Below are 24,399 nucleotides of genomic sequence, written 5' to 3'. Positions count from 1 at the left end.
TTGAATTCAAATAAAATTATGGGAAAAATAATCGAAATATTAAAATCCGGCGGAACTATTCTCTATCCTACTGATACCATTTGGGGGATTGGTTGTGATGCTACCAATATAGAAGCGGTCAATAAGATTTTTGACATCAAGAAACGCGATAAAAATAAATCCATGATTATTTTGGTTGAGTCTGAAAAAAGGCTTCAGGATTTAGTAGATGTTCCGGAAATGGCTTGGGAAATCATTGATCTAAGCGAAAAGCCGGTAACTATTGTTTATGAAAATCCAAAAGGTTTACCTAAAGAGTTGCTTGCTGAAGATGGAAGCATAGGAATCAGGTTGGTAAAAAATGATTTTTGTAAAAAATTAATTACCAAGTTGAATAAGCCTTTGGTTTCTACATCTGCCAATTTCAGTGGTGAGAAAAGTCCTTTAAAGTTTTCTGATATCTCCGAAGAAATGATAAGTCTTGTAGACTATGCCGTGGAAGAAGATAGAGATAAGGTTTCAAAATACTCAGGTTCGTCGGTTATCAAAATATGGGGTGATAACAGAATAAAAGTTCTTAGGGAGTAAAAACTTCGGATTAATCTCTTCATTTTTTTAGAGCCTTGCCGGCTCATATCAACAGAATTTCTTTTTTTTAGTTCTATCTTTGCAAAACCCAACTCATAAAATAGATGCTATGAATCATCAGGAATTCGCTAAAATGTGGATAAATGCCTGGAACTCTCATGATTTGGAGGATGTTCTCTCTCATTATTCTGAAGATATAGAGATCACCACTCCCATGATTGCCATGGCTACCGGAGGAAAGGAAAGTTCTCTAAAAGGTAAAGAGGCTGTCCGGGAATACTGGAAAAAAGCATTGGAAAAATTTCCGGATCTTCACACTTTGATCTCATCCAATTAACGGCTGGAATGGGTTCTGTAGCATTACTTTATAAGTCTATTATGGATAAACACGCTGTGGAAGTAATGTTTTTTAATGAAGAGGGAAAAATTAGTAAAATGTACGCTCATTATGAGTAGTGAACGGCATGGGTAGAAATTGACGCTATTATAAACGATGAAAATTAATCTTAATCAAAATAAGAATTTAAAACTTTTTAAAATAATTTCTGAAGCTGCAGAAAGGAATAACCAGTCTGTATACATTGTTGGTGGATATGTTCGGGATCTTCTGATGAAGAGAAAGGCTTCTACGGACATTGACTTTGTGACCGAGCAAAGCGGTATTGAACTGGCCCAGAATGTAGCTAAGGACATTGATCCTAAATTAAAAGTTTCTGTATTCAAAACCTATGGAACTGCCATGATTAAGTACAAGGATCTTGAACTTGAATTTGTAGGTGCCAGAAAGGAAAGTTATACAGAAAATAGCCGCAAACCTGAAGTGGAGGGCGGAACATTGGAAGACGACCAAAAAAGAAGAGATTTCACCATCAATGCGATGGCCATTTCTTTAAATAAAGATAATTTCGGAGAACTTATTGATCCGTTCAATGGGATTGAAGATCTGGAAAAAGAAATTCTGAGAACTCCATTAGAACCTGCCCAAACCTATTCTGATGATCCATTGAGAATGATGAGAGCAGTACGTTTTGCTTCAACCCTAAGCTTTACCATTGAAGAAAATTCTTTAAATGCCATTAAGCAGGAAGCAGAAAGAATCAATATTGTTTCTATGGAGAGAATCATGGTTGAATTTAACAAGATCATGTTATCTGAAAAACCATCTGTAGGATTAAAATTAATGGAACAAACGGGGCTTTTAAAGCTTATCATTCCTGAATTAATAGAACTTAAAGGGGTAGAGGAAGTAGAAGGACAAACCCATAAGGATAACTTTTATCACACTCTTGAGGTGGTAGATAATATTTCAGTGAATACTGATAACCTTTGGCTGCGTTGGTCTGCATTACTTCACGATATCGGAAAAGCTCCTACCAAAAAGTTTGTGGAAGGAACAGGCTGGACTTTCCATGGACATGAATTTTTAGGTTCAAAAATGGTAAAGACTCTTTTCCAGAGATTAAAACTGCCCTTGGGAAGCGATATGAAGTATGTTCAAAAAATGGTAAAACTTTCTTCCAGACCTATTGCCCTTATTACAGATGATGCTTCAGATTCTGCATTAAGAAGGCTCTTATTTGATGCAGGAGAAAACCTTGAGGAACTTTTTACACTTTGCAAGGCTGATATCACCACTAAAAACTCTAAAAAACAGGAGAAATTCAAGAAAAATTTTGAATATGTGGCAGTTAAGATCAAGGAAGTAGAGGAAAAGGATCAGGTAAGGAACTTCCAGCCTCCTATCACTGGAGAGGAGATTATGCAAATGTTTGACCTTAAGCCGGGCCGTGAAATCGGTATTTTAAAGGAAAAGGTAAAAGAAGCAATCCTTGAGGGAGAAATTCCAAATGAAAAAGAGGAAGCAACCAAGTTTGTTATTGCTGAAGCAGAAAAACTGGGACTAAAAATATAATAGAATTTATACTCTATAAAATACGGCTGGATGTGTTTCACATCCAGCCGTATTTCGTTTGCTTCAATGAGGTATATAACAAAGCCGGACAGGCTCTTAGAGCCCGTCCGGAAAAAAACACAAATGATGAAAAAATAAAAAATTATTTTGCGTACGCCTAAGCGTTATTCTTAATTTTTATAGAACCCGTTTGTTCCAACGCCTGCCGTAAAGTTTTTCAATAGAGAACCATTGTTCGCATTGTAAACATTTACTTTACCATCTTCTGAGAAGTTTGCATCTGCGGCAAATATTCTACCATCAATAACGTCAAAACCATAAACATTCCCTACAGCAGTAGCAATAGGTGTGGTAGGAACAGTTGTAGAATTAACAGCCATCCCATAAATTTTATTGGTATCAGTAATAAAATAGAACTTATCACTATCTGCTCTCAGTTTCTGAACTTTAGGAATTCCCGTAAGAGTAGTTGTTGTAAAAGTTCCTGCAGAAGAATTGATCTTGTAAATGTAGGAATCTGTATTATCAGAAACCAGTACATAAGCGCTTCCTTTGTAAGAAATAAGGTCTTTAATAATCCCTACGCTAGGGAGTGTAATCGTCTTGCTTATAGCATTGGTAGAGGGGCTTACAACAGTGATTGTATATCCTGTTGCAAATGAATCAAAAGGAGGAGCCGTGTTATAACCAATACCATCAGTTTGTACAATAATATTTCCTTCTGCTTCCACTACTTTTTCAGCATAACGAGGAAAACTAACACTATTTACATAGGTGTTATCTGCAATATTATAGGCATTAAGCTTTCTTACATCCGTAAAGTTATTATTCGTTACAAAATACTTATTTCCAGAGAATGCTATATATCTTGGATTATCAAGATTAGCAGTTACTGTAGCTTGTTTTCTAAATGTATAACGGTTTACAATCTCGATTTTGTTAGGAACATTCGCTACCAAATAAGCACGATCTCCAAGGAAGCCTATACTTTGAAGTACCTTACCAAAAGATTCCTTATTGTTATTCTCAGAATAGATGTTAGTAAATATATTCCCAAGGCTGTTGCTCAAGAAAGTAACATCAGAGGTAGGTTTTGTAAATCCACCTTCGTTAGAGATAAGGATTCCGTTTTCATACGTAGTTGACTGTGTAGTCTCACTATCATTATCACTGCTACATGAAACATTGAAAAGTAACATGGAAGCAAATGCAAGAGGTAAAATTCTTTTAATATTCATATATACTTAATTTTATTTTTTTAAAAATTGATATTTAAACTTACGCTGTAATTTCTTTTAGGCAAAGGATACGCAAACATGGTGTAATAAACTTCATTGAAAATATTATTAACCTTGAATCCTATAGTATAATCCTTATGGAACGTAAGGCCAAGCCCGGCATTCATTACAAAATACTTTTCCAAAGCCTCACTTCTCTTTTCGTTGGAATCCGTATAGGTAAGTCCGTTAAAAAGTCCTTGAACATAAACTTTTATAAACTCATACTGGTAATCAATATTTCCGGTGAACTTATGGAATGGCACATACATCAGTTGTTTTTTCTTTTCCAGATCCTGAGAATTTGTATAGGTATATCCCAGGCTTCCTTTTAGAAGATGCTTACCCAATCTTTTCATATACTCCATTTGAGACTCTACCCCATATGATCTTACATGATCTGTGTTTACAGGACGATAATAGCCTAAGGAAGTTGGAAGCCATCTTATCATATCGCGGATATCCAGGTAAAAAGGAGCGACTGACATCTGAAAAGCCCCTGCCTTAAACTGATTTCTCAATTCAAACTGATAGGATGTCTCCGGCTTTAAATCCATATTACCTCCCGGCTGCCAATATAAATCATTAAAAGATGGAGCCCTGAAATTTCTTGAAACACTCAGTCCCAGAGTATACCAATTGATGGCATTCCATTTTCCTGAAAAAGAAAATAGTACAGGTGAGCTAATTTTCCCCACGAAATCTTTTCGTATTCCGGCTTCAAGACGTAGATCTTTTACAGGAAAATACCTTACTAGCCCTGAAACTGATCCCATATTTCGACTTATATTATCTATTCCGGAGCCATATCCCTCACCTTTATTGAGCTGATATTCTCCAATAACATTGAAGTTCCATTTAGAATTAAGAAAATAATTGAAATCATTCTTCAGGATATAATTCTTCCCTGTTCCACCACTGGTCTGAGGACCATCAGCTTTAGCAAAGTACTGAAAGTTTTCCTCTGTATAAGCTGCCTTGAAAGAGTTATTGAATAGTGTTTTATTCCAATCCCATGAAATCAGACTTCTTATATTTTGAGTTCTGTATTTCGTTTCAGTTTCATTATCAAAGAGGATTGGATAATGCTGTTGTCCGTTAAAGAACTCCGAAATCCATGAAACCTGGTGATACGGCGCAATTTTATAAGCTGCAGCCATATTGAAATTTGTATTATAGTACTGGCCGTTTCTATTGATGTAGTTTTTAGCCTCTTTTACTTCATAATCATTCTCACTTACAGAATAATTTCCTGAAGCCTTAAAGCTGAACTTTTCATTGCTATAAGCTCCTTTAAGGAAGTTATTATAAGTATTAAAAGATGCTACTTCTGAAAACAGCATACCATGAAAGCCTTTATTGAAATCGAGATTATTATTCAGGTGAATACTCCCCCCAATAGCTCCGGATCCGTAAGTGACACTTCCCCCACCGGCTTTTATTCCTATCTGGTCATACCCGAACAAAGCAATATTATTAATATCTCCCTGACCTAAAAAATTAGAGTTAATATTAATTCCGTTCCAGACAAAAGCCGTCTGTTGGGCTGTTGTTCCTCTAAAAGAAGGTGAAGAAACTGCTCCACGACCGTTTTCCTTAATGTAAACAGCAGACTGGAATCTCAGCAGCTCAGAAAGATTACTGGAATTCTTTTTGACATCTTCAGCACTAATCGTTGTTACAGGATGAAAAAGTTTCACCTTATTCATCTGACTATCGAAAATATAAATCGTATCAACAACTTTCTCCTGTCCGAAAAGAAAGCAGCCATAAGACGACAAAAACAGTACTAAAGATCTTTTTATATCCATATTATTCCACTTTTCCTCCGAAAGCAATATGTTTTTTGATTATTATTCTGGCAGGTCTCCTGACTTTCGCTTTCTGCGCCTTCCCGTTTGTACAGTGGCTGTTTACAGAAACTCTTGTTGCGATTTACAGTTGCGGGGACAGTCTGGGGATCTCACCCAATTCCCTTTTCATTCCAATATGCTGGAAACCAAAATTTTTGCAAAGATAGCTTTTTAAATGTATTGACCAAAAAGCAAATTTATAGGCCAGCCTTTACATGTTATGATCATCTGTACCTATTTTTAACAAAAATAGATGCATATAGGTTTACTGTAAAAATTCAGATAACTTTAAGCTTGAAACATTACATATATAAAATAAAATCAGCTGCCTCCATACGAAAGCAGCTGATTATATATAATAAGATGTTTACTTATTTACCGATTACTTCTGTAATTGGATTTCCAACATTTCCACTTGGGAACTGAATTTTCAATAATGAAGAAACTGTAGGAGCGATATCTGTCATATGATATGCCTTGTTGCTTTCTCCCTGCTTCACTCCCCATCCCATAAAGATCAATGGAATATGTGAATCATAAGAATTCCATACACTGTGTGTAGTTCCTGTTTTGGAATATGGCGGAAGCATAGAATCATGGGAAATCAATTGGATATCACCACTTCTCTGTCTGTTGATTCCATTGATAATTCTTTGCTTGATAGGTTCCGGAATACTAGATTCCTGAACTTTATCTACCGAAACGGCATATAAAACAGTAGGATCTTTTTCTAATTCCTTTACCGTAAAGTTTCTTACATCATCCAACTCAAGCTTGCTGTCTGCCAATACTTTTCTATCAAAATAAATCTGGTAGTTATCAATTGCATTAATCAATTTATCAGCACCAAACTTCGATTTCAACTTTTCGTTAATATTCTTCTCAGCTCCTTCTCCGAAGAAACCTGTAGGGATTTTATGTTCTTTCAGGAATCCTACAGAATGAGCTCCACCGTGGTCAGCAGAAAGGAAAACAGTATACTCTCCTTTTCCAACCTTTGAATCCAGATAGTTGAAGAATTGTGCTAAATCCTGATCTAGTCTGATATATACATCTTCCACTTCAATGGAGTTCGGCCCGAACTTATGCCCAGCATAATCCGTGGAAGCCAAGTTGATTGCTAAAAAGTCTGTAATAGCATCACCTCCTAGCTTTTCACCTTCTACAGACGCTTCTGCCAACTTCAAAGTCAGTGTATTTCCGAAAGGGGTATAACGGATGTTATCTTTTTTTGTCTGATAATCTTTAGCCAGATCATTGTAAGGGAAAGTAGGTGTCTTTGCACTTCCCAATAACCCTTCCCAAGAAGAATTGTCAGGTGAACTTTCTGTATACTGATTGATTGGAAGTAACGTATTCCAACCATTCGCTACTAATTTTTCCGGTAAATTCTGAGAGTTGAATGATTTTACCCACTGAGGAAGATCATTCATATACCATGTACTTGTAATAAAATTTCCGGTACTGTCATCAAACCAGAATGCTCCGTTTGGAGTGTGTCCCGCAGGAAGAATGGAAGCACGATCTTTCAAAGAAACACCAATTACTTTTCCCTGGAAATTGGTTGCCAGTCTTAATTCATCCGTTACCGTTGTAGACCAAAGATTTTTCGGAGAATGGCTTCCTGTCTTTGTATTGGTAGTTCCTACAGGCTGAACGCTGTCATCTGCAGTACAGTATACCCCTTTACCCGTTTCCTTATCCGTCCAGTCATTTCCGGCAATCCCGTGAATGGCAGGTACAGATCCTGTATAGATACATGTGTGTCCCAACGCTGTAATGGTAGGAACATACGGAATGTGTACATTATTTAAAGAATATCCTGTATTCAACAATCTTTTGAAACCGTCATTTCCATATTTATTGTAAAAACGGTATAGATAATCCCAACGCATCTGATCCACTACCAGACCTACTACTAATTTGGGTCTTTCCAATTGAGAATTTCTGTTCTTCTGCGCATTGATTGTAACTACGGACAAAAAAGTAGCTGCCGCAATTGAAATGTTCCTAAGCATCCAAGTAAATTTTTATTGATCACAAATTTAGGGGTTTTGAAAGGTTTAGAGTATGAAATTTTATTTAAATTTGATCTTTATTCAATTCCTTAACCCAATTCATCATGATTTTAGGAGTATACTGGTACTTTAAATTCCCTGAAAACCTATACCACTTCAAGTTTTTCAGGTTTTTTGAGGGATATAGAGGTCATGCAGATCATGATGCAGAACTGGCAGCAAGAGTTCAGGTCAGTAATATTGAAAACCTCATCAGACAACTGGAAGAATTGAAATTACGTTTCAAAAGAACTTATTTATCCCTTGCCATCAATGAGAATCAGCTTATTATTAGTATTGGAGATCATCAGCTTTTCGATTATCATTTTCAATTTGCAACCGAAATAGAAGATTTGTTGATTCAAGAAAATGCAAAACTATTGGATTCAAGCGGTCCTTTTAAAGCTCAACTCAATAAAAACTACCCGCCGGAAAGGGAAAGTTTTGAAAATATTGAACATCAGTTTATTCAAATCGTTAGTTCAGATTTAAAAAAGAACAATGCTGAAAATCTTTCAATAAGAATAGACTGTAACCTACCCTTAGCAGATAAAAAAAACTTCATCAACGATCTGATTTCTATATGCCGAGAAGAAAATATTAATGTATTCTATTATAAAGACCATGATTTTAATAATCATTGTAATGTAATGCTTTTTTTCACCAATGGACGACAGAGCAAAGATGCTATCCTGACTGTTCATGTTAATTCATTTGGAAATAAGGTAAGACAGCTCAGTCAAAAATATTCACTTCATTTTGGCCATTTTGGTGGATTAAACAACTATCCGCAAAACGGACCTCATATCGAACTGATTGTGGATGAAGAATACATTTTAATCAAAAAATAAACCCATTATAATTTAATAATATGATTAAGTTTAAATACGTCATTTTGTACGTGGAAAATGTGGAACAATCCATGAATTTCTATAAGAATACCTTTGAGGCCGAAATAAAATTCATTACCCCTGAAAAAGACTATGGAGAATTACTTACCGGTGAAACCAGTCTTTCTTTTGCTTCAATCAGCTTAGCTGGTTCAAACCTAAAACAAGGCTTTCTACCTTCCAAAACAGAAGCAAAACCTTTTGGAATAGAACTTGGCTTTGTAACCGATGATGTGGAAGCACTGTTGGAAAAGGCAGTAAAAAATGGCGCTGAACTGTATGAAGAAATTGCTGTAAAACCTTGGGGCCAAAAAACAGCCTATATCAAGGATCTTGACCATTATTTAGTGGAAATCTGTACTGAAATTCAATAAACATTCTTCTTCGTGGAAATAAAAAAACTACAAAAGTTATCCTCCAACCCCAGCCTGAATTGGGGCCATAATGGGTATACAACAGATAAAATTTATTCTGTTTCGTCTATAGAATACTCCAATTCCTTTGAGTTTACCCTAAGGGAAAAGTCCTTATCTTATAGCAAAACCTGGGAGACTGATGCTGATGAACTGGAGGAGCTTAATACAATCATTGAAAAAGACAATTCTTTTGGAGCCTTTGCAGATGGTGAACTCCAAGGCTGGATCATAGGTGAACATAGAACATGGAACAATAGTTTTTACATAGAAAACATTCTTGTCAATGAAAAATACAGAAGACACGGAATCGGAATTATACTGATTAAAAACGCCATCAAAGAAGCTCGAAGCCTCAACTGCCGAGTCATTGAACTGGAAACCCAGAATACCAACTATCCTGCCATACAGTTTTACAGAAGAATGGGATTCAATATCACAGGGCTGAATACAAGGTTATATAATAATCCTGATGAAATTGCCCTTTTTATGACCTTGGATATTGATTAATTCTAAAACTAAAGACGCTCTTTTTAATATTATCTCTGCATTATTATTTTTTTTCTTTCATTAAAAAATTAAAACACTTGCTAGTGTCTTATATTTTTTATACATTAGTAATCAGCAAATTAAAAACATTAATTACTATGAAAAATTTAAAAAAATTAAAGAGAAGCCAATTGGTGTTAATTAGCGGAGGAGATACAGCTTATGCCTTTTGTTTAGATGGTGTTTGCCCTCCAACCCATGGATCCTATTACTGTAGTGGAGATACCTGCTACAGAGTAACTGGCGGAGGTGGTAATCCTGGAGGAGGCACTGGTGGCGGTACTCCTTGTCATGAGCCACAACGCTTCTGTCAGGAATGGGAAACAGGATGTGGATGTCATTATTAAAGTTAGTTGTTAGATAAATTAGGGCGGTTTTTTACCGCTCTTTTTTTGTTTCTAGTAACAGAAATAATCTTAGCTTGGATACTTTATCCCTTTGATAAGAACGACCAATGAATGAACATTTAAAATAAAAAAACCGATTTGAATAGGGATTTATAATTATGGTTTGATAGGCATTATCTGGAGTGTTTATCTAACAAACTAAAAGTTATTACTATAACTAAAAAAGTACAGCAAACATTCCTAATATCATCAACGCATTTCTCATTATTGCTTTTTGAAAATTAAGTCTTTTGTTACGAGAAGGTAAATTATCAGATGCGGATTGCCAGAATACCTTGCCAGGAACAATGACCATATCATCAGGTTTGTAATCCCAAAAAACCTGAGTGTTACTATTTTTTTATAAAAACATCCCCCCAACCTACTACATAAATTAAAATTCGGATATTAGAAAAAAATATTTCAATCATGAAAAATCTACTGAAATACATTCATACCCTTACTCCATTTTCTGATGAAAGCTGGACATTACTTCAAACTGCTCTTTCAGAAAAGATTTACAAGAAAAACGAATTGATGTTACGGGAAGAGGAAGTATGCCATTCTTTATTTTTTATTGATAAAGGATTCTGTAAAAGTTATTATGAAATAAATGGAGTGACAAAGAATACAGGTTTTTTCTTTGAAAATGAAATATCAACCAATATCAACAGTTTTGGAAGCAGGCAAGCGTCTGAATTCAACATCATGGCCTGCGAGGAAGTGTATGCTATTATTTTCGATAAAGAAAAACTATTTAAGACTGCAGAACAGTCCCCAGAAATAGAAGCATTAGGCCGTCATTGCATCCGTCAGTTTGCTTCTAAACAGGAAGAGTTTTCCAATCTATTCAAATTGTATTCTGCGCAGGAAAGATTAGAATATCTGGAAAAGAAATATCCCGAAATGATGCAACGGGTACCCCTTACTCAGCTGGCTTCATTTCTTGGAGTAGCAAGGGAAACATTAAGCAGAATTAGAAAGCGAAGAATAACGCAGTAATATGATACTCTTATAAAAAACAATCTATAAAATTTATTAAACCAAGCAAAATGACAACATTGATCTGGAAAGGAATAACCTATCAGTCTCTCGAATACTTTAACATCAAGGAAGATAACGGGTGCTACATTGTAGAATCAAGAATTATTGGCTTTTACAAAGATCAGATTTATGCGGTGGACTATAACCTCATCATTGATAAAGACTGGAAAATTCATGAATTTGTTATCAAATCTGAAATCAATAGAATCAAACATCAACTAACTGGCAAAAAATTGCAGGAGGAATGGGTAATCAATAATGTTATACATCCGGACTGTAAAGGGTTTAAATATATAGATATTTCCTTAACTCCATTTACCAATACATTGCCAATACATCATTTGAAACTTCAAGAAAATAACCCACAGGAAATTGATGTGATTTATATTGATGTTTTGAACCATCATATTAAACCAGCTCAACAGAGGTATACACGGACTGCTGCCAACAAATACCTATATGAAAATATCCAAACCTACTTTAAAGCAGAAATTCTAGTGGATGAAAATGGATTGGTCGTCACTTATCCGGACTTGTTTGAAAAAATTGGAGAATTATAATTTTACATTTTCAGATACTTCATTACAGGAGTTTTTTATTTTAATTATTTTTAAATATAAAATCATAATGACTATTTATGAAATCAAAGAGGCTGCTCTCGCCTTTAAAGCTCAAAATAAATAGGAACTCAGCAATAAAATTAAGGAACTGAAAGAAAATAACGTTTCTTTTTTGGGATGCGTGGCTTTTCTGCAACATTCTCAACAGGTTTCCCTTTATGATGCCAGAAAGCAAATGCTTGAACTTGACATCTGGACCCAAGAAGAAAAAGATGCAATCAGTGAATCTCATCTCATAATGATGAGCGATTTTAGGAATGATGAGAGTGAAGAATAACTTTTACTCTACCAAAAGGAATATCCATACGCCAGAATTCAAGAAAGTAATAAAACTTACTTCTTAACTGTTATTACTATATGAAAGCAATCTCTTTACTCTTCTTTTTATTCATTTCTCTGGCTCCTGTTTCAGCTCAGACCAATACTTCCGAAGATTTTTTTGAAACTTCGGATCATGTCGAAATAAAGTATAAAGTTTCCGGAGTAGGAAATCCATGTATCTATATTCCGGGAGGACCCGGCCAAGGATATCCGTCATTTGAACTGATGAGTGGAAATAATCTTGAAAAGAAAATGCAGATGATTTATATGGATCAACGTGGCTCAGGGAAATCTGGTCAGTCGGAGAATTATCATTTAGAAAAAATGGTTCAGGATATTGAAGAATTGAGACAGCATCTGAAATTGAAGAAAGTGTTCCTTCTGGCCCATTCCTTCGGTGGAATTATTGCAGTTAACTATACAAAAAAATATCCACAACATACCAAAGGGATTATCCTGGCCAATGTCACCCTTCACTTTCTGAATAATGAATCCATAAAAGAACAAATTGAATATGGAAACAGCTTTCTGCAAACAGAAAATAAAACAGTTTCCAAAGACAGTCTTTCTTCGGAACTTTCAAAAATAAGCAGCTTATTAAGAAAAAAACGGATAGGCTATAAATTTCTTACTGATGACATCAAAACCATACAGGAGATGGATAAGATTGATTCACTTCACCCACGGATCATAGATTTCGGGATGGCAGTTATTTCAAAGCCTAAAGACTATCCGGAATATTATGCAGATTACGCTCCAATGACAAAAGAGATTCGTATCCCTGTACTCATTATTACCGGGAAAAAGGATAAAGCAGTAGGAACCCAACATTATAAAACCTTTAAGTTTCCTAATCAGAAAGTAGTATCCATCGATGGCGGACATCTTTTGTATTATGAAAAGAATAAAGAGTTTGTGAACACGGTTACCCAATTTATGAGTAAAATAAAGTAAAAATAAACCCTTATAGATTCGGGGCGGCCAAAGGCCGCCCCGAATCTATTGCCAGCTGGCTGGCAACACTATTATGGCTTTCCGTAATGATCAAAATCGAAGATTCTTTAATTTTGAATTATTGCAAAAAATGATCATGAAAATAAAATTTAATCCAATTTTGTCGGTTATTACACTCATATCTCTGAGTTGTAGCAATGATAAAAAAAACAAACCAGCAATTATTGAAAACACAATAATTCAACCTCAAAAAGTCTCCACATCTGAACTCAAAAAGTTTAAATCTGTAAAAGAAATGCTGGAAGATGCCCATGATTTCACTCTTGAACAAGGAACATTAAATTTTATCAATAGTGATGAGAATAACCTCCATATTCAGATTTCAAAACCGATTGTAGAAGGAGATTCAGATAAAATAATTGATGAAAATATCAAAAGAGATATTATCTATGTGGCATTTCAGGTATTCGCCCAAACCTCAACTAAAAATATCACAATAACATCCATTCCGATTGATTTTAAAGATCAGACAAAATATTATACCCAATATCAAAAGACAGTAAAAGTAACACGGGACAAAACAGAGCAAATTATGCAAAAGGAATTTGGCTCTGCAGATTATTCAATTCTTTTTGATAATTTAAATGGAATTCAAATTCCAAATAAGAATTTTAATAAACTAAAATTTCAAGATCTGGATTTTGTCTATATTCAACTATTAAAATAGGCCTTTGATTATAAGATCTTAGATAATTTAATAAGAAAAAACCGCGCCCTCTGGGCGCGGTTTTCATATATATAATTCAGTAAATTAGAATTTAAGATCTCCATTCACTTCTCTCACTGCATTAGCAGCTTCAGCGAATTTTAATTGCTCTTCAGCAGTAAGCGTTACGTTTACGATGGATTCTACTCCATTTGCTCCAATGATAGCTGGAACACCTAGGCAGATATCGTTTTGTCCATATTCTCCTTCAAGCATTAAAGAACAAGGGATCATTTTCTTTTGGTCACATGCAATTGCCTGAACCATTACAGAAACTGCTGCACCTGGAGCATACCAAGCAGAAGTTCCTAATAATTTAGTAAGGGTAGCACCACCTACTTTGGTTTCTTCGATTACATATTTTTGTTGCTCATCACTTAGGAACTCAGTTACAGGAACACCATTTCTTGTAGCTTTGCTCAATAATGGAAGCATCCCTGTATCACTGTGAGCAGCGATTACCATACCATCAACATCAGAAATTGGAGCTTCTAATGCCTCAGCCAATCTATATTTGAATCTTGCAGAGTCTAAAGCACCACCCATTCCGATGATCTTATGCTTAGGAAGACCTGAAGTTTTATGAACCAAATAAGCCATAGTATCCATTGGGTTAGAAACCACGATAATGATTACTTCTGGAGAATGTTTTACTAAGTTTTCAGTAACTTCTTTTACGATACCCGCATTGATACCAATGAGTTCTTCTCTGGTCATTCCAGGTTTTCTTGGAATACCTGAAGTGATTACTGCTACATGAGAACCTGCAGTTTTGCTGTAATCTCCTGTTGTTCCGGTAATTTTTGTATCGAATCCGTTAAGAGATGCCGTTTGCATCAAATCCATTGCCTTACCTTCAGCAAATCCTTCTTTAATATCTACCAAAACTACTTCTGAACAGAAGTTCTTCATTGCGATGTATTCCGCACAGCTTGCTCCTACAGCGCCTGCACCTACTACAGTTACTTTCATATTGTTACTTTTTAAATTATTTATTTTTGTTAGTTAAGTTTAAAATTGAAACTCCCCAAATTTAATAAATCCTGAAAAAATGAGCAATTTTTCAGAAATTTAATTAGAATTAAAAGAAATTAGTTGACGTTCAGTAAAAACGTGTATAGTTTTTTTGCTCCGGAAAGCACTTCATTATAGTTTTCCTCTGCAACTTCCGTGTCCAAAACCTCCTTGAAGCTTTTCCACATAGGTCCGGTATTCTCCTGATAGCATCCAAAGAAATTAAAAGTTACCTCATCAAAACCTTCCGTTTTAGAAAGCTGTTTGGCAATAACGTTTCCACCCAAAGTAGAACCTTCAATAACATACATGGCACCCAGAGCCTCATGTTCATTCTCAAACTCAAGAGAATGAGATACAGCTTGATTATCCAGAGAAAGACTTTCAAGGTCCTTTTCAATAAGGGAAAGTTTCTTTCTGTCTTCAAGCTGAAGTTTTTCCGCATACTTATCAGAAAGACTGTTGAATATTTTATCTTCACTGTGAAGAAGCATCAGATAATTGGTATGGATGATCTTTTTATAATCTTCTAAGGTGAAAGTTTTATTAAAAATCTTTTCAGAATTAAAAAGCCTTTCTGCTGCATCGTGATATTCTGCTGTATTTTGTTTAAGATATTCTGATACCATAAATAACGTTTTAAAAGTTTCTCAAATGTAAGGTTTTTTGAACGTTAAAATGAAAGAAGTACCCTCTTTATTACTCTCATAATCCACATTTCCTCCTATTCTTTTCATGATTCGGTATACGATGGACAACCCTACTCCATTTCCTTTAAACTTCTTTGCATTATCCATCCTGTTGAAGATTTTAAACATCTTATGCTTCTCTTCCTCAGGAATACCAATCCCGTTATCCGAGATTCTGTAAGTAATGGTTGGGCCGTCTTCTGTTCCCTCAATTTCTACCTTTGGCTGATCTTTATGAGAAGAATATTTTACCGCATTATTGATGATATTTAAAAATACCTGATGAAGCAAGGTTTTATCTGCCATTACATCCGGACATTCCTTAATGATAATTTCACTTTTAGGACTTCCGTAGGTCATTTTTGCATTTTCAGAAATTTTGTAAATGGTATTCAATGTATTGAGACTCTCAAGCTGAATCTCGCTATGCTTGGCCCGGCTGAGCTGAAGCACATCTTTCATCATTTCCGCCATATTATCAATTTCTTCAATAATGGTATTGATCTTTGTTTTGCTCTTTTCAGAATCATCAGTAAGGTTCCCCAAAAGCATCTGGGCATTCAGTTTCATCACTGTTAAAGGTGTTCCCAGATCATGAGAAATTGTATAAGAAAAGCTATCCAGTTCTTCATTCACCTTTTTAAGCTCATCATTAAGCCTTTTGATTGCATTATAATTCTTGTGAGAGGTTTCCAGAATTAAATCTCTTACAGCCTGTACTGCACTCACATTTCTGGAATTCCATCTTTTAGAATGACCTTTAATATTTTCTGTAAAAATTCGGAATGAAGTTCTGGGAGAAACCATTTGTTTTTCCTTTCCATTCTGAGAAAACACGCTTATTGTTTTCTCCGGATTACCGGCCCAGCTAATATGTTCGTCAAACTCTTTACGGAACCAAATCAGCATTTCATTTTTATCTCTTTCAATGAAATAAATAATGATTCCGGCAGCATTTTCAGGCAGATTCAGTTCTTCTCCATGATTTTTAAGGAAACTTCTGTTAACATAAATCCGATCAGCTGTATTTTCCAGTGCCCAACGTACAATTCTGTTAATTGTATCAATTGAAGGAGCGCCCCCTTCTGTAATTATATTTTCATCCGAAATAATGGCAAGGCCATCTGCTTCAGGCAAATTTCTAATCGCTGTCTTACTTTCCAGAAGAGAATCGAATAAATTATGGCGCTTTAAAAACTCTGTTTTCAGCTGACCTAATATCTCATTCAGTTCCAGGCGGTAGTTCAGTTCCTTTTTGGATTTAAAAGAAGAATAAGCATTTGCTGCCAGGGCTGTAAAAATCCCTGCCTGTACCCTGTCTTCAAGATCTACATGCTTTGGTTCAGTATTCTGGCAGGTCACCAACCCCCAAAGATGGTTATCAATAATAATCGAAACACTAAAACTGGAAGAAACACCAGAGTTTATAAGATACTGCCTGTGAACAGGAGACATTCCTCGCGATCCTGAAAAACTAAGGTCAATATTTTTATTGCTTTTGCTTATAATCGGAACAACCTCACTATGCACGTTACTGAATATTCTTTTTCTTTTTTTAAGATAAAGTTCCCGGGCTTGTTTTGGAATATCTGATTCCGGATAATGAAGTCCAAGGAAGCTTTCCATTTCTTCATGTTTCTTTTCGGCAATAACTTTTCCGGAACCGTCCATCATGAATTTATAGACCATCATACGGTCATAGTTCACGACCTTGGCAAGGGTTTCCAGCAAATGGTTCCAAAGTTCTTTTTCGTCATCTATGATATAAAAGTTATCATATTTATTGGAAATTCTTTTATCAGGATTAACTAAAACCTCTTCAAATTCCAGAAAAATAGATTCCCCACTTCTGAATACAGAAAAATGATATTCCTTATCATTAATAAAGATCTTATCAAAATACGTCTCATTTTCCCTTCTGGTGAATCTGTTCAGTGAAGTATAGATATCTGAATCAATAATATGTTGAAAACTTTCCGGAAAGTCCGAAAGCTTCCTGTCGAACAACTCATCTAGGTTTCCGATCTTAAATATATCCGATATATTCCTGCTGAAAAAAGTAATGGAATGGGACTCCGCATCAATGCCAATCAAATAACCAAAACTTTGTATGGAGCCTGGAATATGGATGGGTTCATCTTGGCATTCTACAAAATTCATATAAGTATTCAGTCTATCAATCAAATATAAGGCTTTTTTTAACGGTATTGATTCTGTAGTATTATTTTTTCCTCCACACTGAAAGTTATATGATTTTACAGAAAAAAAAACAACATTAAAATATTCTCCTTTTTCAAGTAATTTTAATAGGATATCTCTAAAATATACGAAAAAAAATACAATATCTATGTTTTTAACTATTAACCCTGATTCATAACATGAATTAAGGATTATTAACCAGAATAATTGGTTTATTTAAACATTTTTAGCTAAATTTATATCACCGAATAATGAATATGAACAAAATCTATTGAATTATTCACAATAAATTCAAGATAATAATTAAATACAAATAATACTATTATGAAAAAGTTCCCATTAATTTTATTTTCTTTGGTCCTCTCTGTAGGATTATGGAATCCATCTGAAGCATGTACACGAGTAGTATACAAAGGTCCGCAAAATACAATTCTTACCGCCCGTTCTATGGATTGGCGTGACGAAATTCCGGCCAACCTCTGGGTTTTTCCAAAAGGAATTGACCGGAACGGACAAACCGGACCTAAATCTGTAAAATGGACTTCCAAATATGGCAGTATCATCAGTTCTACATGGGATATTGCTTCTGCAGATGGAATGAACGAAAAAGGACTTGTGGCCAATATGCTGTGGTTAGGCGAATCACAATATCCAAAGTTCGATCCCAAAGCCGGTAAAAAGGGACTTGCCATTTCTTTATGGGCACAATATTATCTTGATAATTTTTCAACAGTAAAAGAAGCGGTGGACTTTTCAAGAAAAGAACCGTTCGTTGTAGTAAGTGATTATATTCCGGGAACAGAAAGGTTTACTACCATCCATCTTTCTCTTTCTGATGCATCAGGAGACAACGCTGTCTTGGAATACATTAATGGGAAACTGGTTATTCATCATGACCCGTCTTACACGGTAATGACCAACTCTCCTATCTTTGAAGAGCAGCTTGCTCTTAATAATTACTGGAAAGGGATTCCGGGTACTGTGATGCTTCCGGGGACCAACCGTGCTGCAGACAGATTTGTAAGAGCTTCTTACTATGTGAATGCTATTCCAAAAACGGCTGATATCCGTACGGCTGTAGCCAGTGTATTCGGGGTGATCAGAAACTGTTCCGTACCCTATGGTATTACTTCTCCCACAGAACCTAACATTTCTTCTACAAGATGGCGTTCTGTTTCGGATCAGAAGAATTTAGTCTATTACTTTGAGACCGTTTTTACCCCCAACACATTCTGGGTAGATCTTAAAGATTTTGACCTGAGCACTAAAGGAAAGGTTATGAAACTGGATCTAAGTAACTATCAGACTTATCACGGTAAATCCAATACTGACTTCAAAGAAACCCCATCTTTTAAATTCTTAGGCTTAGAATAATTTAAGTCCAAACCAAAAATTTAAACCTTACGTGTTTCTATCTGAAAACCCAGCCAGAAACACGCAAGGTTTAGAAAATCATGAATGCAGATTCAGGATTAGATAGGTGATCATTTCCCTCCACTGGAGAAGTATAAATGGAAGATTTAACGGAGGGGTTTAAACAATAAAAGCATTATCATTTATAAGCACATTCTGTGCTTCACCTCAACTTTTTAAGGATAGAGATAAAGTTTTTATGTTTAAATAAAATTTCAAATAAGCAAAAATTAAACAAATAGATATGGCCTTTTTTTCATTTAAAAAGAGAAGCCTGCTCCTGTGCATTCTTATAGGCTGGTTTTCAGCTAACGCACAGATACAGGATTCTTTACAGACCAAACCACAACAACAGGAAGAAGATAACGTAAAATATCCGCAGCTTCAGATCAAAGGGCTTTTTCAGGCTCGTTATCTGGTGGGTATGAGCAAGGATGTAGATGTAAACGGGCTTCATCACTCTGATGGCTCCGGGACGAGCAATAATTTTATGCTAAAGTATATGAGAGTTCAGGTTCGTGCCCAAATCAGTAAACGAACAGAAGTTGTTGCCCTGGCTAATTTTGCCGATTTTAAAAATGACCCTAAAAGCAGGGTCCTTGAAAATGCCTATCTGAAGTACACATTCAGTCCTAAACTGGCATTTACTGTAGGACAGTTCAGACCTTGGTTCGGAATTGAAGAAACTTATCCTATTGACATTATCAAATCTCTAGACTGGTCTAATCAGTATTCGGAATTTGGAAAACTGGGTTGGACTAGTTTCCAGATCGGACTTTCTGCAACGGGACAGCTTAAGCTTGGTGAAATTCCTTTCCAATATGCAGTATCTGTAGTGAACGGTAATGGAAAAAACCAGGTCAATGACAACGACAACGGAAAACAATACTCCACCCGATTACTTTTCGGATTATCTAAAAAATATAATTTCAACGTCGGTCTGAATGGAGGTATTGGTGAAGTTTTTAGCAAAAAAGTATATGCCGTAGGGGTTGATCTTAGTTCCATGATTCAATTTGATCCAAGATGGAGCCTGGATATGCAGCTGGAAGCAAAACAGGCTACCAACCATATCCTGTACAACTCCATTGCTCCTGAAGTAAGACCTGCTAATCCTGATCAGTATCTGGTGCGCGGGGTTTATTTTCTTCCGAATGTGAGATATGAAATCAACCATAAAAACCTGAGTGCCTTTGAACTGTCTTGCCGATATGAATACCTTGATACAAATTTCAGAATGGCTTCCAATCCAAGACAAACCATCACTCCAATGGTTGGGCTGGAGTTTCTAAAAAATTATGGTGCCCGAATTCAGCTGGGTGTACAGTTTGACCGTTACAAACATCAAGTAGAAAATACCTCTCAATACAACAATAATCTATTCATCGTACAGGTGCAGAGTAGATTTTAACCTCTTAAATAGTTATCATCATGAAAGAAATTAATATTAAAAACGTAGCGATCACATTTATTGCTGCGTTGATTATATGGTTCATTCCTGCTCCTGAGGGGGTAGCCGAGAATGCCTGGCATCTGTTTGCTATCTTCGCGGCAACCATTCTAGGAATTATTTTAAAAGCAGCTCCTATGGGTACCATGTGTATGATGGCCATAGCATTTACAGCCCTTACACAGGTAGTTGCTCCGGGAGATGCAGGAAAATCTATTACAAAGGCTCTTTCCGGATTTGGAGATAAAGTGATCTGGCTGATCGGGATCTCATTCTTTATTGCCAGAGGATTCATCAAAACAGGTCTTGGAAACCGTATTGCCTTTTTATTCATCAGGGTTTTTGGTAAAAGTTCATTGGGATTAGCCTATGGACTGGGGCTTGCGGATGTTTGTCTGGCACCGGCCATTCCGAGTAATACGGCAAGAGGTGGAGGAATTATCTATCCTATCATGAAATCTATGGCGATAAGCTTTGACTCTGTTCCTGAAAAACCGGAAACTCACAGAAAACTGGGTTCATTTTTAACATTGAACAGTTATTATATGAATCTTATTGCTTCATCCATGTTCCTTACAGGGACTGCAAGTAACCCGATGTGTCAGAAGTTTGCAGCCAACCTTGGAATAGATATTACATGGATGTCTTGGGCAGCTGCAGGTTTTGTGCCTGGTTTGGTTGCATTCTTTGTAGTTCCGTTGGTATTATACAAATTATATCCGCCTGAATTGAAAAAGACAGGTGATGCTCCGAAAATGGCTGCCCAAAAATTAAAAGAAATGGGACCAATTTCCAGAAACGAATGGTTGATGCTACTGGCTTTCTTTATCCTGTTGGCACTTTGGATATTCGGCGGGGCCCTTTCTATTGATGCTACAACAACCGCATTTATTGGATTAACACTATTGTTATTAACCTCAGTATTAACCTGGGAAGATGTAAAAAGTGAAAAAGGGGCTTGGGATACTATTGTTTGGTTCGCAGTTTTAGTGATGATGGCAAGTTCTTTAAATGAGCTGGGCTTCATTGGATGGTTTAGTGATCTGATTAAAGTACAGATTGGAGGTCTTAGCTGGCAGGTAGCATTCCCTGTTATTATTGTAGTTTACTTCTTCAGTCATTATATTTTTGCCAGTGCTACAGCCCACGTAGCCGCGATGTATGCCGCCTTATTGGGAGTAGGTGTTTCTTTGGGAATCCCTCCTATGCTGTTGGCAATGATGCTAGGTTTTATGGGTTCAATTTATGGAGTTCTTACCCACTATGGACACGGCCCGGCTCCGGTATTCTTCGGAAGTGGATATGTCGATCTAAAAATCTGGTGGCTAAGAGGTCTTGAAATAGGAATTGTTCTATTAATTATCTACATGGTTGTTGGAGGTCTTTGGATGAAAGTTTTAGGATATTATTAATTATTAAATCAAATATATGTTATCAACATTGTTAAGAAAAATGCTGATGTGTCTCACGGGACTTTTTCTGGGGTTCTTCCTGCTGATTCATTTTCTGGGTAATCTCCAGCTGTTTCTTCCGCAAGAACAGGCACATTTACAATTTAATGCCTATTCGCATTTTTTATCAGGGAATATCGTCATCAAAATAGTTTCTTATGTTTTGTATGCCAGCATCATTCTGCATGCAGTAGATGGCTTAATCATCACTTTAAAAAATAAAAAATCCGGTGGTGGTTATCAGAATGACAGACGTGGAAGAGCCAGTAAATGGGCTTCCCGAAATATGGGAATTCTGGGAACATTAATCCTGATCTTTCTGGTGATCCACTTTCAAAACTTCTGGTACGTTTACAAATTCGGTAATCCACCTTTGGATGAGAATGGGAATAAGGACTTGTACATCTTGGTCGTAACGGTTTTCAAGGAATGGTGGTACGTTCTTATTTATGTACTTTCCATGATTGCCCTATGCTACCACCTAATTCACGGAATACACAGTGCTGTAAGAACACTTGGGCTATACCATCCTAAGTTTGTAAAATGGTTCAAAACCATTGGGATTGCTTATTCAATCATCATCAGTTTAGGTTTTGCACTGATGCCTATTTATGTATTCTTTACTTATCATTAAACAGACCTATCATGATTTTAGATTCAAAAATACCACAAGGCCCATTGGAACAAAAATGGGATAATTATAAAAAGAAAGCGAAACTTGTTAATCCGGCCAACCGTAAAAAACTGGATGTTATTGTTGTAGGAACAGGTCTGGCAGGAAGTTCTATTGCTGCTTCTTTAGGTGAAATGGGTTACAATGTCAAGTCATTTTGCTTTCAGGACAGCCCTAGAAGAGCACACTCTGTGGCAGCACAAGGTGGTGTAAACGCCGCTAAAAATTATAAAAACGACGGTGACAGCGTTTACAGAATGTTTGTAGACACCTTAAAAGGTGGTGACTTTAGGGCACGTGAAGCCAATGTTTACCGGATGGCAGAATGTTCCTTAAACCTCATCGATCAGTCTGTAGCTCAAGGTGTTCCTTTCGGCCGTGAATATGGCGGCTACCTTAATAATCGTTCATTCGGAGGAGTCCAGGTAAGCCGAACATTCTATGCCAGAGGACAAACGGGACAACAATTGCTTTTGGGAGCTTATCAGGCCTTAATGAGGCAGGTAGGAAAAGGCTCTGTACAATTGTTTTCAAGGCATGAAATGCTTGATCTGGTTACCATTGATGGCAAGGCCAGAGGCATTATCGTAAGGAATTTAGACACAGGAGAAATTGAACGTCATGCAGCACATGCTGTAATATTAGCAACAGGAGGTTATGGAAAGATCTATTACCTTTCTACATTAGCGATGGGGTGCAATGGTTCTGCTATCTGGAGAGCCCATAAAAAAGGAGCTTTAATGGCTTCCCCAAGCTGGATTCAGGTGCACCCGACTTCCCTTCCGCAATCTGGAGATTATCAATCTAAATTAACATTGATGTCTGAATCATTGCGTAATGACGGGAGAATCTGGGTTCCGTTGCACAAAGATGAAAATAGACCACCCAACGATATTCCTGAGAACGAAAGAGATTATTATCTTGAGAGAAGATATCCCGCTTTCGGAAACCTGGCTCCAAGAGATATTTCATCCCGTGCAGCTAAGGAAAGAATTGATGCAGGATTTGGAATCGGGCCTCTGAAAAACGCGGTGTATCTTGATTTTTCCAAGGCCATCAAAGAACAGGGAAAAGATAAGATTCAGGAGAAATATGGAAACTTATTCGATATGTATCTTAAGATTACAGGATATAATGCCTATAAAGAACCGATGATGATTTCTCCATCCGCACACTTTTCAATGGGCGGACTTTGGGTAGACTATGAACTGATGACTACCGTTCCGGGATTATTTGCTTTAGGAGAAGCTAATTTTGCAGACCACGGCGCCAATAGACTGGGAGCTAATTCTCTTTTACAGGCTTCTGTAGACGGTTATTTCATTGCTCCTTATACCATTGCCAATTATCTGGCAGATGAAATTCATACCGGAAAAATTTCACCGGATACCCCTGAATTTGAAAAAGCCGAAAACGCGGTTAAAAACCAGATTCAGGATTTGATCAATATCAAAGGAACTAAAACTGTTGATTATTTTCACAAAACATTAGGAAAGTTATTATATGATTATTGTGGATTGGCAAGAACTGAAGAAGGTCTTAAATATGCCATTGATGAAATAAGAAAATTAAAACAGGAATTTCACAAGGAGGTAAGGGTTTCCGGACAAGGTGATACCATGAATACGGAACTGGAAAAAGCAGGTCGTGTTGCCGATTATTTTGAGATTGGAGAATTGATGTGCTATGATGCCTTAACTCGTAATGAATCCTGCGGAGCCCACTTCCGGGAAGAATACCAGACTCCGGATGGTGAAGCACTGAGAAACGATACAGACTATCAGTTTATCTCTGCATGGGCATGGACAGGTGAAAACGGCGAGCCTGAACTGATCAAGGAACCTTTGATCTTTGAAGAAATACAGCCAACGGTAAGAAGTTACAAATAAAAAACAAAAATT

Annotated in this window: 23 protein-coding genes and 1 riboswitch; of the genes, 17 read left to right on the top strand and 6 right to left on the bottom strand. The window is 36.4% G+C overall.

The annotated features are described in order from the left end of the window. Positions 1-18: 18 nt before the first annotated feature. The 3 genes from SCA31_RS07805 to SCA31_RS07795 all read left to right on the top strand — a co-directional run bounded on the left by SCA31_RS07805 (position 19) and on the right by SCA31_RS07795 (position 2,479). The gene (locus SCA31_RS07805; protein ID WP_410696399.1) at positions 19-567 is read left to right on the top strand and encodes an L-threonylcarbamoyladenylate synthase; all 549 of its coding nucleotides are present in this window, start codon (positions 19-21) and stop codon (positions 565-567) included. A 109-nt stretch (positions 568-676) separates the two neighbouring features. Beyond that, the gene (locus SCA31_RS07800) at positions 677-904 is read left to right on the top strand and encodes a nuclear transport factor 2 family protein (RefSeq protein WP_410696398.1); all 228 of its coding nucleotides are present in this window, start codon (positions 677-679) and stop codon (positions 902-904) included. A 156-nt stretch (positions 905-1,060) separates the two neighbouring features. Next, entirely contained in the window at positions 1,061-2,479 is a 1,419-nt protein-coding gene (locus SCA31_RS07795; protein ID WP_106915005.1) for a CCA tRNA nucleotidyltransferase, read from the top strand. A gap of 170 nt (positions 2,480-2,649) precedes the next feature. Here the strand turns inward: SCA31_RS07795 and SCA31_RS07790 are convergent, their stop codons facing one another. From SCA31_RS07790 to pafA, 3 genes are all read right to left on the bottom strand, one after another. Continuing rightward, on the bottom strand, positions 2,650-3,717 hold the full coding sequence (locus SCA31_RS07790; protein WP_410696397.1) for a hypothetical protein: 1,068 nt from the start codon (positions 3,715-3,717) through the stop codon (positions 2,650-2,652). A 20-nt stretch (positions 3,718-3,737) separates the two neighbouring features. Beyond that, entirely contained in the window at positions 3,738-5,567 is a 1,830-nt protein-coding gene (locus SCA31_RS07785; RefSeq protein ID WP_410696396.1) for a TonB-dependent receptor plug domain-containing protein, read from the bottom strand. Between the two features lie 31 nt (positions 5,568-5,598). Continuing rightward, a riboswitch (cobalamin riboswitch) is annotated at positions 5,599-5,775 on the bottom strand. Positions 5,776-5,980: 205 nt separating this feature from the next. After that, on the bottom strand, positions 5,981-7,627 hold the full coding sequence (pafA, locus tag SCA31_RS07780; protein WP_410696395.1) for an alkaline phosphatase PafA: 1,647 nt from the start codon (positions 7,625-7,627) through the stop codon (positions 5,981-5,983). 104 nt (positions 7,628-7,731) lie between these two features. Between pafA and SCA31_RS07775 the strand changes: the two genes are divergently transcribed. The 9 genes from SCA31_RS07775 to SCA31_RS07735 all read left to right on the top strand — a co-directional run bounded on the left by SCA31_RS07775 (position 7,732) and on the right by SCA31_RS07735 (position 13,570). Continuing rightward, complete coding sequence (locus tag SCA31_RS07775) at positions 7,732-8,517, top strand: hypothetical protein (protein ID WP_410696394.1); 786 nt, start codon at positions 7,732-7,734, stop codon at positions 8,515-8,517. A 20-nt stretch (positions 8,518-8,537) separates the two neighbouring features. Beyond that, positions 8,538-8,930, top strand: a complete 393-nt coding sequence (locus SCA31_RS07770; protein ID WP_410696393.1) for a VOC family protein — start codon at positions 8,538-8,540, stop codon at positions 8,928-8,930. 12 nt (positions 8,931-8,942) lie between these two features. Beyond that, the gene (locus tag SCA31_RS07765) at positions 8,943-9,479 is read left to right on the top strand and encodes a GNAT family N-acetyltransferase (protein ID WP_410696392.1); all 537 of its coding nucleotides are present in this window, start codon (positions 8,943-8,945) and stop codon (positions 9,477-9,479) included. 137 nt (positions 9,480-9,616) lie between these two features. Continuing rightward, on the top strand, positions 9,617-9,865 hold the full coding sequence (locus SCA31_RS07760; RefSeq protein ID WP_410696391.1) for a hypothetical protein: 249 nt from the start codon (positions 9,617-9,619) through the stop codon (positions 9,863-9,865). 468 nt (positions 9,866-10,333) lie between these two features. Further along, positions 10,334-10,906, top strand: a complete 573-nt coding sequence (locus SCA31_RS07755; protein WP_410696390.1) for a Crp/Fnr family transcriptional regulator — start codon at positions 10,334-10,336, stop codon at positions 10,904-10,906. A 50-nt stretch (positions 10,907-10,956) separates the two neighbouring features. Then, positions 10,957-11,508, top strand: a complete 552-nt coding sequence (locus SCA31_RS07750) for a putative glycolipid-binding domain-containing protein (RefSeq protein WP_410696389.1) — start codon at positions 10,957-10,959, stop codon at positions 11,506-11,508. 172 nt (positions 11,509-11,680) lie between these two features. Beyond that, positions 11,681-11,845, top strand: coding sequence for a hypothetical protein (locus SCA31_RS07745; RefSeq protein ID WP_410696388.1), 165 nt, complete (start codon positions 11,681-11,683; stop codon positions 11,843-11,845). An 80-nt stretch (positions 11,846-11,925) separates the two neighbouring features. After that, on the top strand, positions 11,926-12,843 hold the full coding sequence (locus SCA31_RS07740) for an alpha/beta fold hydrolase (RefSeq protein ID WP_410696387.1): 918 nt from the start codon (positions 11,926-11,928) through the stop codon (positions 12,841-12,843). A 136-nt stretch (positions 12,844-12,979) separates the two neighbouring features. Further along, positions 12,980-13,570: a hypothetical protein gene (locus SCA31_RS07735; RefSeq protein WP_410696386.1), complete on the top strand. Its 591-nt coding sequence runs from the start codon at positions 12,980-12,982 to the stop codon at positions 13,568-13,570. A gap of 84 nt (positions 13,571-13,654) precedes the next feature. Here SCA31_RS07735 and SCA31_RS07730 read toward each other — a convergent pair whose 3' ends face one another. The 3 genes from SCA31_RS07730 to SCA31_RS07720 all read right to left on the bottom strand — a co-directional run bounded on the left by SCA31_RS07730 (position 13,655) and on the right by SCA31_RS07720 (position 17,496). Further along, entirely contained in the window at positions 13,655-14,581 is a 927-nt protein-coding gene (locus SCA31_RS07730) for a malate dehydrogenase (RefSeq protein ID WP_034699354.1), read from the bottom strand. A gap of 119 nt (positions 14,582-14,700) precedes the next feature. Beyond that, positions 14,701-15,252: a biliverdin-producing heme oxygenase gene (locus tag SCA31_RS07725; RefSeq protein WP_410696385.1), complete on the bottom strand. Its 552-nt coding sequence runs from the start codon at positions 15,250-15,252 to the stop codon at positions 14,701-14,703. 21 nt (positions 15,253-15,273) lie between these two features. Continuing rightward, positions 15,274-17,496, bottom strand: a complete 2,223-nt coding sequence (locus SCA31_RS07720; RefSeq protein WP_410696384.1) for an ATP-binding protein — start codon at positions 17,494-17,496, stop codon at positions 15,274-15,276. Between the two features lie 339 nt (positions 17,497-17,835). Between SCA31_RS07720 and SCA31_RS07715 the strand changes: the two genes are divergently transcribed. From SCA31_RS07715 to SCA31_RS07695, 5 genes are all read left to right on the top strand, one after another. After that, positions 17,836-18,885: a linear amide C-N hydrolase gene (locus tag SCA31_RS07715; protein WP_410696383.1), complete on the top strand. Its 1,050-nt coding sequence runs from the start codon at positions 17,836-17,838 to the stop codon at positions 18,883-18,885. 283 nt (positions 18,886-19,168) lie between these two features. Continuing rightward, the gene (locus SCA31_RS07710) at positions 19,169-20,335 is read left to right on the top strand and encodes a porin (RefSeq protein ID WP_410696382.1); all 1,167 of its coding nucleotides are present in this window, start codon (positions 19,169-19,171) and stop codon (positions 20,333-20,335) included. Positions 20,336-20,355: 20 nt separating this feature from the next. Then, on the top strand, positions 20,356-21,786 hold the full coding sequence (locus SCA31_RS07705) for an anion permease (protein ID WP_410696381.1): 1,431 nt from the start codon (positions 20,356-20,358) through the stop codon (positions 21,784-21,786). 16 nt (positions 21,787-21,802) lie between these two features. Beyond that, positions 21,803-22,459, top strand: a complete 657-nt coding sequence (locus SCA31_RS07700; protein ID WP_410696380.1) for a succinate dehydrogenase cytochrome b subunit — start codon at positions 21,803-21,805, stop codon at positions 22,457-22,459. An 11-nt stretch (positions 22,460-22,470) separates the two neighbouring features. Further along, positions 22,471-24,387, top strand: a complete 1,917-nt coding sequence (locus tag SCA31_RS07695) for a fumarate reductase/succinate dehydrogenase flavoprotein subunit (RefSeq protein ID WP_410696379.1) — start codon at positions 22,471-22,473, stop codon at positions 24,385-24,387. Positions 24,388-24,399 lie beyond the last annotated feature (12 nt).

The organism is Chryseobacterium sp. SIMBA_028 (assembly GCF_046535285.1).
In the GTDB taxonomy this organism is placed as follows: Bacteria; Bacteroidota; Bacteroidia; order Flavobacteriales; family Weeksellaceae; genus Chryseobacterium.
The sequence above is the reverse complement of the archived record's forward strand: the minus strand, read 5'-3'. Positions and strand labels throughout refer to the sequence as shown.